Origin of the sequence: Paenibacillus sp. tmac-D7, assembly GCF_006519665.1 — a bacterium.
Taxonomy (GTDB): Bacteria; Bacillota; Bacilli; order Paenibacillales; family NBRC-103111; genus Paenibacillus_G; species Paenibacillus_G validus.
Genome location: NZ_VIDW01000025.1, coordinates 1 through 17,036, shown reverse-complemented (window position 1 = coordinate 17,036; position 17,036 = coordinate 1). Strand labels below are relative to the sequence as shown.

13 protein-coding genes are annotated in these 17,036 nt (G+C 49.9%); 2 read left to right on the top strand and 11 right to left on the bottom strand.

The genetic code is table 11. From position 1 onward, the window contains the following. Nucleotides 1-509: 509 nt before the first annotated feature. Nucleotides 510-1,664: a DUF4062 domain-containing protein gene (locus FKP33_RS17125; protein WP_164751682.1), complete on the top strand. Its 1,155-nt coding sequence runs from the start codon at nt 510-512 to the stop codon at nt 1,662-1,664. Continuing rightward, a complete protein-coding gene (locus FKP33_RS17120; RefSeq protein WP_054796679.1) occupies nt 1,661-1,849 on the top strand; it encodes a hypothetical protein in 189 nt (62 codons plus the stop codon). Before FKP33_RS17125 ends, FKP33_RS17120 begins: the two co-directional genes overlap by 4 nt. A gap of 193 nt (nt 1,850-2,042) precedes the next feature. Here FKP33_RS17120 and FKP33_RS17115 read toward each other — a convergent pair whose 3' ends face one another. The 11 genes from FKP33_RS17115 to FKP33_RS17060 all read right to left on the bottom strand — a co-directional run. Next, the gene (locus FKP33_RS17115; protein ID WP_181410191.1) at nt 2,043-5,273 is read right to left on the bottom strand and encodes a DUF4073 domain-containing protein; all 3,231 of its coding nucleotides are present in this window, start codon (nt 5,271-5,273) and stop codon (nt 2,043-2,045) included. 421 nt (nt 5,274-5,694) lie between these two features. Beyond that, on the bottom strand, nt 5,695-6,999 hold the full coding sequence (gene ltrA, locus FKP33_RS17110; RefSeq protein WP_141335855.1) for a group II intron reverse transcriptase/maturase: 1,305 nt from the start codon (nt 6,997-6,999) through the stop codon (nt 5,695-5,697). A gap of 590 nt (nt 7,000-7,589) precedes the next feature. Then, nucleotides 7,590-8,333 carry a GntR family transcriptional regulator gene (locus tag FKP33_RS17100; RefSeq protein ID WP_164751685.1) on the bottom strand — a complete coding sequence of 248 codons (744 nt, stop codon included), beginning with the start codon at nt 8,331-8,333 and terminating at the stop codon, nt 7,590-7,592. A gap of 223 nt (nt 8,334-8,556) precedes the next feature. After that, complete coding sequence (locus tag FKP33_RS17095; RefSeq protein ID WP_141335854.1) at nt 8,557-10,317, bottom strand: stalk domain-containing protein; 1,761 nt, start codon at nt 10,315-10,317, stop codon at nt 8,557-8,559. Between the two features lie 24 nt (nt 10,318-10,341). Further along, nucleotides 10,342-12,057: a stalk domain-containing protein gene (locus FKP33_RS17090; protein WP_181410190.1), complete on the bottom strand. Its 1,716-nt coding sequence runs from the start codon at nt 12,055-12,057 to the stop codon at nt 10,342-10,344. A gap of 129 nt (nt 12,058-12,186) precedes the next feature. Beyond that, nucleotides 12,187-12,990 (bottom strand): sugar phosphate isomerase/epimerase family protein, encoded by an 804-nt coding sequence (locus tag FKP33_RS17085; RefSeq protein WP_141335852.1) that lies wholly within the window; start codon nt 12,988-12,990, stop codon nt 12,187-12,189. 204 nt (nt 12,991-13,194) lie between these two features. After that, a complete protein-coding gene (locus FKP33_RS17080) occupies nt 13,195-14,001 on the bottom strand; it encodes a DODA-type extradiol aromatic ring-opening family dioxygenase (RefSeq protein ID WP_141335851.1) in 807 nt (268 codons plus the stop codon). Between the two features lie 55 nt (nt 14,002-14,056). After that, on the bottom strand, nt 14,057-14,707 hold the full coding sequence (locus FKP33_RS17075) for a fumarylacetoacetate hydrolase family protein (protein WP_258313469.1): 651 nt from the start codon (nt 14,705-14,707) through the stop codon (nt 14,057-14,059). 27 nt (nt 14,708-14,734) lie between these two features. After that, a complete protein-coding gene (locus FKP33_RS17070; RefSeq protein WP_258313472.1) occupies nt 14,735-15,325 on the bottom strand; it encodes a sugar phosphate isomerase/epimerase family protein in 591 nt (196 codons plus the stop codon). 7 nt (nt 15,326-15,332) lie between these two features. Next, entirely contained in the window at nt 15,333-15,779 is a 447-nt protein-coding gene (gene aroQ, locus FKP33_RS17065) for a type II 3-dehydroquinate dehydratase (RefSeq protein ID WP_141335848.1), read from the bottom strand. 53 nt (nt 15,780-15,832) lie between these two features. After that, nucleotides 15,833-17,036: Gfo/Idh/MocA family protein (locus FKP33_RS17060; protein ID WP_258313468.1), on the bottom strand; the 1,204-nt coding region annotated here is incomplete at its 5' end.

The window sequence follows — 17,036 nt, the reverse complement described above, 5'->3', positions numbered from 1 at the left end:
CATTATCGCGTCCTTAATTTACCTGTCCCCCCCTCTCATTTGCATATCCCGGGCAAAAAAAACAGAGGTGAATCCTTGATATTGGATTACACCTCCGATTGATCGGTCAGCATGAATACTTACAATTCCTATTTATTTAGTTGATTATATTTTTGTATCGTAGCATGGCTTTTCGAGATGTGTCAATCCCTTCTTCGGCGGTATTTACCTATTCCTGCAAATCGGCACAATGATTCTTTTATGCATGATGAAGACAAAACTCCCGAAAGTAAATCAAAAGTCGAATATGCATGTAAGTCATAATGTGCCATACTGTAATTAGTTGACATAATATTATTTATGTTAACTATGATGATCCCTCCTAACAACCGCATTCCCAAAACAGGATGCAGGTTTTCCCAGATGTGATTCGTATTCTTCAGACCGGAGATGTACTTTTTCTATTAAAACTTCCCGAACTGGAGTATAATGGGAGATAGAATCTAGAGATTATAGGAGTGTTGGATCGGGTGGCTAAAACAAAAATCTTCATCAGCTCCGTTAACGAAGACGGTCTTAAGCCTCTAAGACGTGCCGTTTTTCGTGAGCTCACCGGACTTGGGCATGAACCTATAATGTGGGAAGAAAATTTAGGTCCTTGGCCGGCTAACGTAGATCCGGTAGTGAAGTGTTTGGAAGCCGTTGAGGAATCGGACATCTACCTCCTCTTTATAGGCAGTAAGGCAGGCACATACTACGCGCACGCCGCCCGGACAGTGACGCACATTGAATTCATCAAGGCTCATGAGCAAGGCAAGACGATCTTGGTATTTGGTGACGTCGAGGTGAAGAACGCATTCTTCGGAACGGTGAAACAGCTCGTTGAGGAGTTCGTTGAGCGCTTCATCGCAGAAACCGAGCAGTTTCCTTCACCAAAGGATATTATGGACGCTTTACAGCAAAATGATCGGGTACCGAAAAATATTGAGCCGTATGTCTGGTACCTGCTTTATGATATATCACTAAGAAAAGTGTATATTGACGATCTCTCGCTGGGGGTTCAAATCGATTGGAAGACTTATTTTAGCGATTTGCTTCGCAGGGGCTCCATCCTGCTGCCTCTGGAGGATTCGATTGAGCAGAACAGTGATAGGCTTGAGCAATTCGATGAAGCCTACGAAGTCGTGACTAACCTGGTGCCGCATCTTCAGATTTCAGGCTTCCATAACCCCGAGTCATTTCTGAAGAGCATTATGTCCCGTCTTTCAGGTGGAATAATCGAGCAATCATACGGGCAATATATGTCAGAGAAGGTCGGGGAATACGGCGATTGTTCCGCTGCCACCCTGTATGTCCTCAACGGTGACCAGATGGACATTGTGGCTAAGGTGGGCGACGCCTTTGGCGAAGCGCATTATAAATTATCCAATCAAGCTTCTTACGTCGTGCTTACGTATAACATGGGTGAACACGCAGAACAGGTCTATTTTAAAGAATCAAAGCAAATGTTTTATTATAGCGTTCGATCAGGCCATTATGTATTAACCCTGCACTTCCCGTCTGACCCTGATTGGGACAATAAAAAATTCATCCTCTTTAAAGGATGCGCCAATCATGCTATAATTAGTAAAAATCCTTTGTTGATCGAATTCATCAAATTATTCTTAGGAGGGATGCAACCATGAGTACCGGGGTATTCGTTTCCAAGAACGGAAGCGTGTCGGAAGCCATAGGAACGCAGCCAAAAGAAGCTCTGTTGTTCGCTCCTTCCAGAAAAAGCTCCTCTCAAATTCTCCGTGAGCAGCGCGCCGCGATGAAGCGTAACAACAAGCACATTAAAGATCGCTTTTCTCGAGCCACCAGGCGATAACGTTTGTAACCCACCTTCCGTGAGAAGGTGGTTTTTTTGTTTCTTCTGATCCTTTGAATGGGTCAGTCGTAGACAAACTAGCCGGATCAGCCTGCCCTTCCAGGTTGATCCGGCTAGTTTCATGTTAGCTGCCGATTCTCCATAATTATGCAAACAGAAATGAATGAATTGCTTATCTTAAGCTCTTGAACTGCTATTTGTTCAACTGCAGCATCCGCATCAGCATTACTGTGGCTTCCGCGCGAGTTGCCTTTCCGTCAGGCGCGAATTCATTGCCGGTGCGCCCTTGAGCGATTCCCCAACGCAGTGCGGCTGCGGCTGCGCCCTTGGCCCAATCCGGAATCTCGTTCGCGTCGGAGAATGACAAGGGTCCGCCCTCATCCGTCGAGATCTTCGAAGCGCGAATAATCATCGCTGTCATTTCGGCGCGAGTCACATCTTCATCCGGACGGAAAGTGCCGTCCGCGTAACCGCTCACCACATGCAGCCGGGCAGCTTCCGAGACGTAACGCTGCGCCCAAATTCCGATCTTGTCAGAATCGGTAAAAAAAACTCCGCTATTAGGGTCCGCAGCTTCGGGTGCAAGCGCCCGCATCAGCATAACGGTAAATTCTGCGCGTGTGATGAACTGATCCGGTTTAAAGCTGCCGTCATCATAGCCTGAGACGATTCCCTTCGCAGCGGTCTCTTGAATCATGACCTCCGCCCAGTGTCCCTTCAAATCGTTGAAATGTACGACTGGCGGAAGCGGCTTCTCCGGCTTCACTTGAGGAGGAGCCTCCTTTGCCACACTGAAAACGGCAAATTTCGTAAAATGATGGACCGTCGCGACGAATTCATCATTCTCCGCATGACCTTCGACTTCAATCCATTTGCCGTTCGTTTCGTCATAGTAGAACATGCCCGCCCGCCGGTCGGCTCCCAATAGCTTAGCCTGAATTTTAAAGCGAAGCGTAACAGGCTTCTTGAAGCTGCCGTCGAAACTTTTCAACAGTTCAAAAACGGGACTGAGGAGCGTCATGGAATCAGGCACTATTCCTGAAGTCGAGGTCATTTTATGAATGGTAAGCGTGAAATTTCCTTCAGTCAGATCCGTCGGCAAATCAACTTTAACCTCATCGCCTAAGCTGGCCGTACAAGAATGCCCTCCGCTGCATGTGGTGGTGGTCGTCTGCGCAGAGTTCGTTGAAGGCTCTGACGAACTGTCCGAACTGCCGGACGAAGCTTCCCTCCACACCTCCACCGAAATTACAGTCTGGATGCCTTTGTACTGCGCAGTTATCGATGCGCTGCCGGGAGAAACGCCCGTAACGAGCCCATTCGCCTGAACTGTAGCTATATCCGCGTTAGAGGAACTGAATGTCACCGGATCAGCAACCGTCACGCGACTACCGTCCGAATAGACGGCCTGAATCACCGTGATATGAGTCATACCCACTTTCAGCCGATAAGCGGAGTCGTCCGCCTCAATGCTCGTCAGCACGACCCCTTCTTCACCTACCGCTACCTGCACCATCGCCGTCTTGCCCGACGGATTCGTCACTCCTGACGGCGGGATCAGCGTTCCCGTGAACGTATACGTTCCGGGCTGATTCCCATTATACGCCGGACTGCCGCCGTCCCATGCCGCATCCGCCTGCACCGTGCTTCCGTCGCTCAGCGTGACCTCCACCTGCGCCGGCAGGCCCAATTGCTCCAGCGGTGTGCCATAGACGGCTGAAATGACGGACTGCGCGCTCACTGCGGTAATCGTCCTCTCGCCCACGACTACCTGCACCATCGCCGTCTTGCCCGACGGATTCGAAACTCCTGACGGCGGAGTCAGCGTTCCCGTGAACGTATACGTTCCGGGCTGATTCCCATTATACGCCGGACTGCCGCCGTCCCATGCCGCATCCGCCTGCGCCGTGCTTCCGTCGCTCAGCGTGACTTCCACCTGCGCCGGCAGGCCCAATTGCTCCAGCGGTGTGCCATAGACGGCTGAAATGACGGACTGCGCGCTCACTGCGGTAATCGTCCTCTCGCCCACGACTACCTGCACCATCGCCGTCTTGCCCGACGGATTCGAAACTCCTGACGGCGGAGTCAGCGTTCCCGTGAACGTATACGTTCCGGGCTGATTCCCATTATACGCCGGACTGCCGCCGTCCCATGCCGCATCCGCCTGCGCCGTGCTTCCGTCGCTCAGCGTGACTTCCACCTGCACCGGCAGGCCCACGTCTGCCAGAGATGTTCCGTAAACGGTTGTAATGTCCGGCCGCGCGCTTACAGACGATATGGCAGGATTAGCGGTGAAATCAAAACTGGCCGTATCTCCGGCTTCATAGCCGCCCCCCGCCTTGTACCGCACCAGCACAGGAACATGCCCGGTAAACAGAGGCTCATTCGCCGGATCATAGGTCACGTAACTGGCGCCCCCGTCAACCGAGTACTCCATATCGCTCGTCATGCCCGACAGGCGGTTCGTATCGTCGTTTGCCGTCAGCCCCTGCGGCGCTCCAACCCGCAATTCGAGCAACAGGCCGCTGCCAAACCCGCCAGCCAGCCGGTAGCTTCCATCCGCAAGCTGGAGCACGGATAATAGGTTGCCTGAGTCCGAGAATTCTGTCTCCCATTGTTTATTGCCCGCCGCATCTGTTTTCAGCATGAAGGCCATGCTGCCATTATTGCCGCCGGCTACAGCATAGCCGCCGTCTATCGTTTGGATGACATCGAGCCCGAGCCGGTTTCCGGATTGGGGATAGGTGTTCAGCCAGTTCTCGTTGCCGTCTTTATCCGTCTGGATCAGTACAGCATCTTGACTGGAAAGATAGACATTGCCCGTCAACATATATCCGCTCTGCCCATTCGCATCTGTCCATCTTTGAATCCCCAGCAAGGAGTACAAGCCAGCGCCGCTTCCATATTCTTGCTCCCACTGCACGGTGCTTGTTCCATCGATTTTCAACAGATAGCCTCTTGTGCCGGAGACCGTACCCGTTGACCCCACCAGCACATAGCCATCCCCATCGATTGCCGGCTCCGCGTCATAAATAAATTGATCGCCGGCCTTCGCAATTAACGTTGTGGTCGGATTGTTGCCGTCGGCGTCCGTTGTCACAATCGCCGCATTGAGATCGGCGCCCGTGTAACGTACATATCCCGGAATAAGAAAACCCGAGCCCGTCTCCAGGATCGCCGCGGCACTGCTGGAGCTGGTTCCGGCAAAGCTCAGGGTACGGCTCCATTTCAACTGCCCATCGGGATTCAACACCCCGTAAAAATACTGCGTATCGTAGGAGCTCGGGGCGATTTCGTAACCGGCAAACATGAAATGGCCATCCTGCGTTTCCCGAATATAACGGACCAATTGGCTGGTGCCCGTACTCGGATCGCTCAACACTTTACGCCACTGCTCCGTACCGTCTGCACGATATTTCACCACAAAGGCGGAGTCTCCTGTGTATCCGCACGCTATATATCCGCCATCCGACACGGGTTGATAATCCTGAATAGGTCCATGATCATTGAAGCTCTGGGTTGAAACGGCAAATCGGTCCGCAGACCCTGCCGCTTGCGCATCAGCGGGTTGTAGGAATAGGACGGATAGAACCAGGAAGGAGAGCATCAAGCTGACAAGTTTGCTTGATTTTGCGATTGACATCAACGTAGTAACCCCCAATTTTCATAAAATTCCTAATATAACGTTTATTGTATATGAAATGTAGAGTAGAGAACTGAAATTTCATCGGAGGGCGCAAGCCCTCCTTTTACTTTTCCAGCTCCCCCTGCATCAAACCGGACGCGAGGTTTTCCCTCATCCGGCTTTCCGATGTTCTTCTTCCTTCAGCGTTACGGTACTTTCTCTAGCTGGCGAGTTTCTTTAGTCCTGCAAGCTGTGCCGCCATGGCGGCTTGCTTGGACCTGCTGTGTTTATTACGACGATTTCGCTTCTTGTTCCAGAACAGCGTGAGGCGTTTTCGGATGTACCAGTCGATCTTGTTCAGGAATGGGTCGGCAAAGACATCGAGTCCATAGTAGTTCTTCCACCCCTGTATCTTGGGGTTCAGTTCCGCCACCATCTGGTTCATCGTCCAGTACAGGCGGTTTCTCGGCTCTGTCGCTTCCTTCACCTTCTGTCTCATGCTCTTCATGGCCTTCTGGGACGGGTAACTGCGAAGGATTGAGATTGTTTTGTTCCCCTTCAGTTTCTTTGGTATTTTCCGGTGATGCATCCCCAGAAAGTCAAATCCTTGTTTATCGTCCCACAGGTTGATGAGCTTGGACTTTTCCCTGTTCATTTCGACTTCCAGCCTTCCGAATACCGCCTTGAGTACGTCGATCGCTCTTAGCGCTTGTTCTTTGGTTTTGCACAAGATCACAAGATCATCGGCGTATCGCACCATGGTTCCCGTCTCTGCGAACTTCTTCTCCCAGATTGTATCCAGGTAGTTCAGATACAGATTCGAAAGTAATGGGGAGATGACGCCGCCCTGAGGACTCCCTAAGTCGGTTTCGTGAATCTGATCATCTTTCACGAATCCTGCTTTCAGCCACTGCCGGATCAGCTTCAATACCCTTCGGTCGCTGATCCGCTGTTCCACCAGTTGCATCAGCTTGTCATGGGCAATGTTGTCAAAGTAGCCCCGAATGTCGATGTCGACCACCCAGTAGACGCCCTTCTTCACCGCTCGGCGGATATGCCGGATCGCCCCATGCTGGCTGCGCTTCGGCCTGAATCCGTATGAGCAGTCTTTGAAGTCGGCTTCGAAGATCGGTTCCACCACTATTTTCGTCGCCATTTGCACGACTCTGTCCCGAATCGCCGGAATGCCCAGCGGCCGCATCTTCCCGTCCGCTTTCGGTATCTCCTTGCGCCTTGCGGGCAATGGTCGGTATTCCCCGTTCTTCAGCGTCGTCTGGATTGCATCTACAAATCGTCCTTCGCCGATGACTTTGACGATGTGATCGATGGTCATTCCGTCTACCCCACCGCTTCCGCCGTTTCCTTTGACCCTTTTCCACGCTTCCCACAGAATATCGCTGCGGTGAACCTTGTCGTATAACGCATGAAACCGCCGCCTCGGATTTCCCTTGGCTGCAAGGCTTAGTGCTTGTTGGAGTTGTTGAGCTTTTACTTTGGCGTCGTTAGCAGGTTTAGCTGCATTCACTGACTCTTACCTCCTCCAAGTACTTGAACAAAGCAGGGGCCCTTCCCTCCATGAGGTTTTGTTGTCCTCACTTCACAGGTACTATAGCCCCCTCCGACTCCCTTCCCGCAGCTCGCCACTTCACCTTTTGGGCTTATAGGTCTGCTCCTTACGAAAAAAAAATATCGTGCGAGGGAGGGTCTCCCTAGTTCCAGACACAACTTTCTCGGCATGCCGTTCCCCATACACCGGAGAGTTCTTCCGCGCTGCGCTTCCAAGGGCTTCACGCGTCCCATGGCCTTCGCCCAGTTATCCGAGGCTCGGCTCTCTCTTGTCCCTCTCGGGTCTTTTTTGACGATGCGGCAGGATTCACTTCATGTTACGGCCTGTCGATTTGCTCGCACTCCGCAGAGTTACTTTATCACGGGGCTTCAACCTTAGGATCTCTCCACCAGTTGCCCGTCAGCTACGAGGCGACTTGGCTCTTACCTCGACCGGACTTCCACCGGCTAGTTGTGCCTAGCTTGGCTAGGCGCGCGTAAACCAGAAAAAACCACCCCTCTTTGTTATCCAAAGAAGAGTGGTTATGCTTTGTTTGATATCCGGTTACCCTACCTTACACGACGTACCCAGAATTTGAATACGTCATTGCGGAAATAATCATATGAAAATAAAATGGGTACCTGATCCTCATCATAATGCGTCTGTTTCAGCAAAATGACGGTTGCTTCAGGCTTTTCCTTGAGCTTGTCGCAATTCCTGTCCGAGGGAGGAGGCACAATCAGCTCCGTGTTAGCGCTTACTATCCGAATACCGCATTCGGTCTCAAGCATCTGCATCAGAGAACCTTGCAAAGGTTTCGTTTGAAACACTTCACCAACTAGCGCATAAGGCATAATGTTGATATTGAAAGATACGGGTTCCCCATCCGCCATTCGGATACGCTCAATGATCGTTACGGGATCCTGCGGGCTAATTTCAAGAAAGTGTGCCCATTCCTCCTGACACGGCTCAATCCGTATCGATTCGTGGCGCTCCCCTTCCTTTAATGAGGAGGAATTAATCATTTCGGAAGTGGAGCTCAGATGGTCTATACTGCTGGGAATTACAGCCAATGGGCGGACAACGAATCGGCCGATTCCTCTGCGCACCCGCAGCTTGCCTTCACGTTCCAACTGCTTGACAGCGGCTCGAATCGTTTCGCGGCTGACCTTGAATTCGCTGGCCATGTCGGGCTCTGACGGCAGCTTGGTTCCTACTGCTAGCTCCCCCGTACGCATTTGCCGTTCCAGTTCTTCTTTAATTCTAAGGTAGTTATGCTTCATAAAGCCATCATACGTTTCTTTCTCCTTCATTTTCTTAAATCGTATCAAAAAAGTCATGTCACATTAAGTTTTTTGGGATGTCTAGACCATCCAATCATACAGGCGCTTTGTTAACTCTGATTGATCCCAGTCTTAATTCATTGTATAAAAGTGAATATTTTAATCTATTAGTACACGATTCATGCCAATACAAAAGCCTCTACACGAGACCGGTCATAAAGAGCGATCACCGTGTAGAGGCGGGTACTTTGTTCTATTTACGATTGAGCGGATAAAAAATGACGTCGATCGGGAATGCCGATCCCGAGGCCGGAGAAAATTCCAGGTCCAGTGACGGCTCGGTCCCGTTCGTCCTGGCAATGATCGTATACCCCTGATAATCCATCATGACTCCCGACGGCGGGGTTTGCACGATTTTTTGATTCACCAGGAATGGCCCTTTAAACACGCCGCCGCGCGGGAGAATCAGCACGGACATTTTCGGCGGAGCCTTGATATGGATTTTGTATACCACACCGTAGTTGCCCAGATTGAGCGCAGGCTCTTTACTGAAGAAATCCGTTCCGGTCACAAATTGATCCGACGTGCCGTCGCCGATCGCGAAGCTGGAAGGACTCTTGATCGAGGAAGCATCGATGTTCCATTGAACTTCCGAACCGCTGAACGTCCCTCGTACATTCCCTTTGTAAGCCAATCTTGGGAATAAGCCGATCGTATCGAGCTCATCCTCCTGCTCCATCGCTACGAAGGAAAAGATCACCTCTCCATCCGTTTCCACATCATACAGCACATTTATCCCTTGTCCCGGGTAGAAATCAGGCATGGCTTTATAATAAGCCGTTTCGTTCGGCCTAAGCACCATCGTTTGCTCAGCCCTCTTCCCCTGCAGAAACTCAATCGTCGGTTCATTCCCCATCAGGTTGGCGTAGATCGAAGGGTACACTTCCCCTTGATTGGTCGTCTTGATCGTAACGCTGCGGGTCGGATCGCTATTTCGTACAAGGATGGCAAATTTCATTTTTCGATCCATACCGTTGACATGGGTTGCATACAGCCGGGCTTTCCCGTTTACTTTCTCCTGGTACAAAATGCCCTTCTCCGTAAACGTCTCCGGACTATCGCTCACAATCAGAGGACGGTCCGCAGGCTTCCGCTCTTGTTTGGGAATCTGCGGGATTCCGCGCAAATATTTGCGAAGCACCGCTTCTTCCTCTCGGACGTAGGTGCCAACAGGCTCGTAATAGACCTTGTGCTCAAACGCATCTAAGTAAGGCTCGTCCTTGACGAGAATATTGCGGGAATACGTATCGCTGACATTGCCGAGGCTGTCTTTTACCGTGAGAGACACCTTGTACAGGCCCGGCGTGAAAATCGTACGCGCATTACCGATCCAATTGATGTCCGTGAGTTCCGTTCCCTTCGGATCGTAGCTGAGATTGCTGTATTGTATCGGTTCGCCGATCCGGTACGATTCCTTGTCCACGGTGAACTTGGCAACAGGCTTGATGTTCGGCGCCGCGTCGTTCGTAAACAGCGTCCGGTTCGCCTCCGGCTTTACATAGCGCAGTTCGACTCGTTTCAGCTCCTGATCGACCTTGGCTTGAAAAGAAATATAGGGTTGCAGCGAGGTCAATTCAAGGTACAGCCTATCTCCCTGAAGATCAGCATCGGTACCCCAATTGCGGCTTGTACCGTTGTCAAGGACCGTCCGGTCGGCAAGCGAGTATTCCAGAAACGCCTTCGGCGTCGTGATTTGCACCGCCTGCTTCCCTTCATCCCACTTGACAGGAATACCGAACCAGCCGGTCAGTTCCGCAGCGGGCAAGTAGTACCTTCCGTTCAGTTCAAGCGTTGCGACTTGGGTTTGTGTTTTCGACCCGTTGATATAGACTGCCGTATTGCCGGGATAGAGTAACAAGTGGCTATCCTCCGGAGCAGCCGCGGCCTGTCCGCTCACGACCCCTAAAGCGAAGACCGCCGAAAGTGACAGCAATAGTTGACGTAATGGTTGCATCAGCGTATGAAATCCTTTCTATGATTACTTCTTTTCTTCTAAAGGATAGAAGATCCACTCGACCGGAGACGTGCTTCCAGGGGCGGCCAACCAATCGATATGTACTTCGGACTCCCATCCCTCCGCTCTGTAGACCACGAAGGCGCCATCCTGATCCGTCAAGCCTCCTTGGGGCAAAGCCAGCACTTGGCCATTGACTCTTACGATGCCGTTGACATAGCCTTCCTTCGCACGAAATGCAATGACGGCCTGATGCGGATGATAGAAGTGCATGGCATACACCGTACCTCTATCGGAGGTTTGGGGAGTGTCCAGCGTCCATTTGGACAACACCGGCAAACTCTTCCTATCGATATCCGCGTCGAAGCGAATGTCGGCAGCAGCATCATAAACGGCCTCGACGACACTTGTTGCGGAATTGGAGCCATAGGGCTTCATCGTTTCGCTCTCCTTGGCTGCGACAAAGCCGATTACTGCCTGGCCATCCGCCTCGATGTCCTGAATCGCTGCAAAGCCTTGCCCAGGCTCAAGCGTAACTTGCTTTAAAACCGCCGTCTCCCCCGGCTTCACCTCGATGCTTTCCTCCAAGGCCGGCTGGGTCATATAATTGACCGCCGCTTCTCTCGCATTCGCCTGATGCAAGAGGGTCGGCTGAAGCAGTCCTTCACGCGTGATATGTACCGTTCGAGTCTTGCTCTGATCCGGATTATGGATGACAGCTGCAAACTGCACCTTTTCCGCCATCCCATTGCTGTGATGCATAAATAGGCGAGCTTTGCCGTTCACGGATTGCTGCCCAATGAGCCCTGTATGTCGGATCACCCGGTTTTCCCCGCTGCTCATTCGCTTTCTCTCCGTGGACCTCTTCACAATAGCAGAAAGCTGAGGAGCGCTAGAAAGCGCGCGATTCCATTGTTCGGATTCGTCCTTGATTACGGTGCCGGCCGGTTGGGTATACCAAGGAAATTCCGATTTGCTTAAGTAGGGTTCATCCGTCACCTTCACGCTCTGAACCTCAGGCTCGCTCCAATTCCCGTTCCCATCACGCACCTGCAAGGAAACCGAGTAGGTCCCCGGTTCAAAGAAGGCCATCTTGTTGCCGGACCATCGATATTCCGGAAGCCCTTCGGCATCGGGGTCATAGCTCAAATCTATATAAGTGATCGGCTCACCGAGCCGGTACGACGGCTTGTCGGTGACAAAAATAGCGATGGGACGCGAATTCGGCTGGGTGTCCTCGGAGTAGCGGGACTCACGATAGGCGGTATCAAAGGGCTGTATGTAGGCTAAGTCCACTCGGCCAGGATTCGGTTGAAATGCATATTGCACCTGTAAGTAGGGCGCGATCCAGCTCAGCTTTACCAGCAGTGCCCCTTCATCCATAAAGGACGTCTCCTTCAAAGGCGTCGATGCTCCGTTGACACTGACCGTTTGGCGTACCAAATCCCACTCCAAATAGGCGCTTGGCGTGGTAAGTCCTGCCGTCTTTCGTTCCTCGTTCCACTTCATCTCCAGTCCAAGCTGCTGGGCAGCCCAACGAATCGGTATGTAGAAGCTTCCGTTCACAATTTGAGCCGCTGTCTCTAAAGATACGGCAGAGCCGTTGACTGTCGCGGATAATTGCTTGTCCTGCAACTGCAAATGCAGCTTGGTGCCGGATACTTGTGCTGACGCCGTATGCTCCTGGGCCGCCAAAAGCGCTGCGAGCAGGGTAAAAGAAAGTACGTGTTTCTTCTTCAAGAGCCAATGTCTCCTTCCATCGAATGAAAACTTTGTAAACCTTAATGTAGCACGATTCGGGCGAAAAATCATCCGAAAATAATAAACAGCCAAGTCCCGGGAATGTGCTCCCAAGTCTTGGCTGATTGCTCAGATCATCTCAAATTCCTTCCAGCTTTCTAAAGACTTCTCGATATTGGCTTCCTTCTTGTCTCCAAAATACTCCAAAGATATGAAACCATCGTAACCCCGCCTTGCCAGCTCTTGAAGCAGCGCCCGATTGTCAATATCTCCTTCGAAAATAGGAACAGGTATGCTCGTATACAAATTTGAATGATCCCAACTGTAATTTTTAAGATGCACGTGCTTTACATGAGGATATAATATCGGTAGTGCTTCCATTTGATTAATCCGTTCTACATTCAAATTAGCCCCGTCGAACACAACGGCAAGTCGCGGATGACTGACTTCCTCCAGCAGCTTAAGCACGGACTCCGTATTATCGGCGAACGTATCGTAATGCACTTCTACGGCGACATCGACTTCATATTGCTCCGCTGCATGCATGATTTTTTTAATATCGCTTACAATTTGGCCCCATTGCTCCGGAGAAGCTTTTCTTGACGATAGGTGCCCGACAAACGTACGGATTAGCGGGCAATGCAATTGTCTGGCCACGTCCATATTCCGCTTCATGCTTGTAAACTCATGAACCAAATCCCGTTCTCCTGAAAATCCGCCGGAAAAAGTCGTATATCCGCTAATGGCCGGGATCGAAAGCCCCTGTCTTTGCAGCTTCTCTCTTAGCTTATCGAGAGGGCCTTGCTCCTCTTGATATCTCTCGATATGTCCCATCCACAATTCAAGGCCGTCCAGTCCAAGCGGCTCCACCCATTCGAGCACCTTCTCAATCGGCCAGTCTTTAAAGCCTGATGAGCACAAACTTTTCTTCAATGAAATTCCCCCACACTAGCAAAATCGCTTTCATCCTACACCAACCGCTCTTTCTTCATTTCCCACTCATGAATTTCAAATGTTCGTGCACCATGCACAATAAAAGGATCATTTTCCACTAATGACTGTATTTCTTCAATGGAATTCCCTTTGTAAATGACAAGAATATTTCATTTTCTCCCGCTCTCCTATTCGCCCGTATCCTTATTTAGATTCAAAAACCAGGTGAGGGTTACCGCTTCCGGAAGATTGCGCATAGCCTAAAAAGGAAGCCTTGAATTCCTCCAATCCAAGTACCCCTAAAAGTACAGCTACGTGTCTTCCTCCTGATTCAACGTCGGCTGCAACGGAATATTGAGGAAGCATGGCCCAAGCAGCGTCATATTTTCCCTCTACGAGCAGCTCAATAAACTTGTCATCACCGGCTTTCTCAAGCAGACTTGGCATATTGGCCCTACCTCGCGTGAGATGATGAGATAGAGCTCCGCTGCTTGCAAAAACAGTCCGTTTCTTGCTTGCTCGAAGCACTTTTCCAATCTGCTGACCAAAGCGATAGGTTTCCTCCAGGCTGGCTGACATGTTGCAGGAAATATCAATCACTGGAATATCTCCATTCGGAATAAAATATCGAACCGGAATCAGTGTGCCGTAGTCCCAAATATACGTAGATTCATTGAAAGCAACAGCTGGTAATCCAACTTCTTTTCCCGCTGCCGCCAGCTCATTGGCCAATTCCTGATCGCCGGGATAATCGTATGGAATATTGGCGATTGTATCCGGATGCTCCCTTGCTGTTAAGAAGCCCTGGTGCCGCGGAGTGGCATTCACATAATGATTCCAATTCGTAAGAAAGTGACTGGAGATGATGACGAGCACATGGGGCTTTAATTGCTCGATTTTTTCCCTTTGCCGATGAAAGGCTTTAAGTATAGACTGTTGAAAATCAGGAACCTGACCCTCGTGTAAAAATGAAGGAGCATGTGTGCTTAGAAGTGCTAATTCAAGCGACATCGATCTTCCGCCTCTCATTTGTTTTTATTAATGGGAATATATTTCTGCGCCGCCATTACGACAGCAATGCGATATGACATGACCCCAACGATTCTTCGCCCCATAGAACTTCCAGGGTATCGTTATTTTGGAGCTTGCCGATTCCTTCCGGTGTGCCCGTATAAATCAAATCACCTTTGCCAAGACCGTAGTTTTCTGCGATAAACTCAATCAAGGTTTGAAGTGTAAACATCATTTGCTTTACATTTCCAACCTGCAAGGTCTCACCGTTTTTTTTCAGTTTAAAATCGTGCTGCAAGTCTTTCTCCCCGGTAATCGCACGAAAATCTCCAAGGGTACACGAGCTCCGAAATCCCTTTGCAGGCAGCCACGGCTGTCCCTTTTGCTTGACTTCGTTTAATACATTTCGGTATGTAAAATCGATGCCTATGGTCACCTTATCAACTAGTTCATTTACTTGAATCCCTGATTCATAATCTTTCCCAATATGCAGCACCAGCTCCGCTTCGCAATTAACCTCTCCATGTTTCCCCGACAGCGAAACGACATTCCCGTTCATAGGCTCCAGCGAATGGGTAGGCTTCACAAAAACGATAGGATTTTCCGACAGCTTGTTGCCCATTTCCACAGCAAATGAAGCATAATTACGTCCCACACAATAAATATTTCGAATATTGGAATAAACCACTAGGTTTGACTCGCTCAAGCTATTACCCCCATCCTCGATCATGAACTAAACCCGCTGCCAAGCCGCACGCAATGTTCTTTTGGCTTGTGCAATAATCGCCTTGGACGATTCGTTCGGCGCCGGCTTAATTTCAAAGGCCAACACACGGTCTTTTCCTTCCTCCAAATAGCCGATATCAAGTAAAGCACGGAGATATTCCGTTAACTGTGGAACATCGATCTCGCTGCCTTTATAACCAAAGCGGGGATGCCTGTCACCATATAACGGGTCCTTGGGGTCGCTGATCAGACAATTTCCCATATGTGCATGATTGATGTAGTCCCTTGTCCTCGCTAAGGCTCCTTCCGTCGATTCACCCAGCATGGGCAAATGGCTCAAATCGATCATTAACCCAAAGGAAGGATCTACATTTCGAACCTCCTGCGCTACCTCAACTCCAAGCCGGGTAGGCCCGAGTAAACGGAAAAAAGTCGTCTCATGATCGAACAATTCCAGCGAAATTTCTAAATTGCCTTTAGATCGGGCATATTTACAAATTTCTTGCAAGGACTCAATTAAATAGCCGACAGCCTTCTCTCTATGCTCCGGCCCTGGATCAAATTGTGTAAGCTTCTCTGCACTCGTACCCCTCCTGATTGGAAAATTAATATGTATGTTCTATCGCCGCTACAGCTGCCCTCAGGGCAAGGAGGTAGCTATCGACCCCAAAGCCGCTAATTTGACCTTTCACGATGTCGGCAAACACCGAATGATGCCTAAACTCCTCCCTGGCATGAATATTTGACATATGAATTTCAACTATAGGTACCGTGAGAATCGCAAGCGCATCTCTCAAGCCGTAGCTATAATGGGTCCATGCACCAGCATTAATGAGAACGGCATCCTTGTTCTCGAAGAAGGCTTGATGAATCCTCTCGCACATCTCGCCTTCGTGATTGGTCTGAAAGCACTCCACTTCAACGCCCAGCTCTTGGGCAAGCACTTGCAGCCGCTCATTAATCTGTTCAAGAGTAATCGTGCCATACTGGACGGGGTCTCTCTTTCCGAACATGTTGTGATTGATCCCGTGAAGCATAACAATTTTTCTCATTGGATAACCTCCTGCATGCTCATCTTCACTGTAATTCAAGGTTGTTTTTAAATTCAGCAAAGGGAAGCTGTACGATCAAAAGTAACTTTTCTGCCCTCGCTTGCTGAGAGGTAGGCTGCGTATATCACCTTCGTCGTTTCATAAGCCAAATCAATGTCCGATAACGGCTTTCTTCCGAAAGCCGCACACTCAACAAAGTCTTGCAGTTCATACCTATATCCACGCAAAATATCTTCTGCGATAAACACATGATTCCACCCTGTCTTTTGCGGCATCATCTCGGAAATATAAACGTCTTCCAGACCATCCTGATCCAGGAAATACGTTTTCATATTGTCAGTGGGTGTAATGTTACACATAAGGACAGCATCATTCGCATAAACCTCAATATAATTTTTAACTCCGCCTAACACATGATCGCTTGACATGATCACAGCCTTGGTCCCGTCTGAAAATGTAATGGTAACGGTCGCAAAATCTTCTACATCTATTGGTTTACCCGTCAGGTGTCTTTTCTCATGTTCTGTTAGCGTGCTAGCGATGTTTCCTGTATCGGCAACTACGCTCGCCACTGAAATTTCTTCATTTCTCGCCTGCGCTTCAACCTGTTTTAACCACAGCACGCCGGAAATCGGGTGACACCCCAATCGAATCAGGGCACCTCCGCCTGTTTTTTCCCACGAGCCTGCTACCGGTGACGTGGAGCCCTTGATGCTTTCTTCCCCCTTCATAAACAGCAGCTTGCTCTTTTTACTGCGAATGATTTCGGCCGCCTTGAGAATGTTTGGCGAATAAATATAATTTTCCGCATACATAAACATTTTATCGTTCGCCTTAATAATCGTTCTGGCTTCCTCCATTTCCTTAAGCACAGTTTCATACATTTTGGCCTTGGAAACTTTGCTTCCAATCGGTTTTTCATCGCCCGCTTCGCCAAAATAACCCGTTAACGGCTTCTCGCATATGACGTGTTTTCCAGCTTTTAATGCTTCTAAAGCAAGTTCTACATGTAAATGAGGCGGCGTCACGATATCTACAATATCGATTTCTGCATCATGGAACACGTCGCTAACTTCCGCAGTAACCTGCTCAAACCCGTAGATGGCTGCAACCTCTCTAGCTTTCTCCACGTCAACATCCACGATCGTTTTTAACCTTACCTTCACACCATGTACCTTTGCGTAGGCTCTTCCATGAAAATGAGCCGCAAAGCCGGCCCCGATGACAGCTATTGTCACAGTTTTCATCATAATTTCC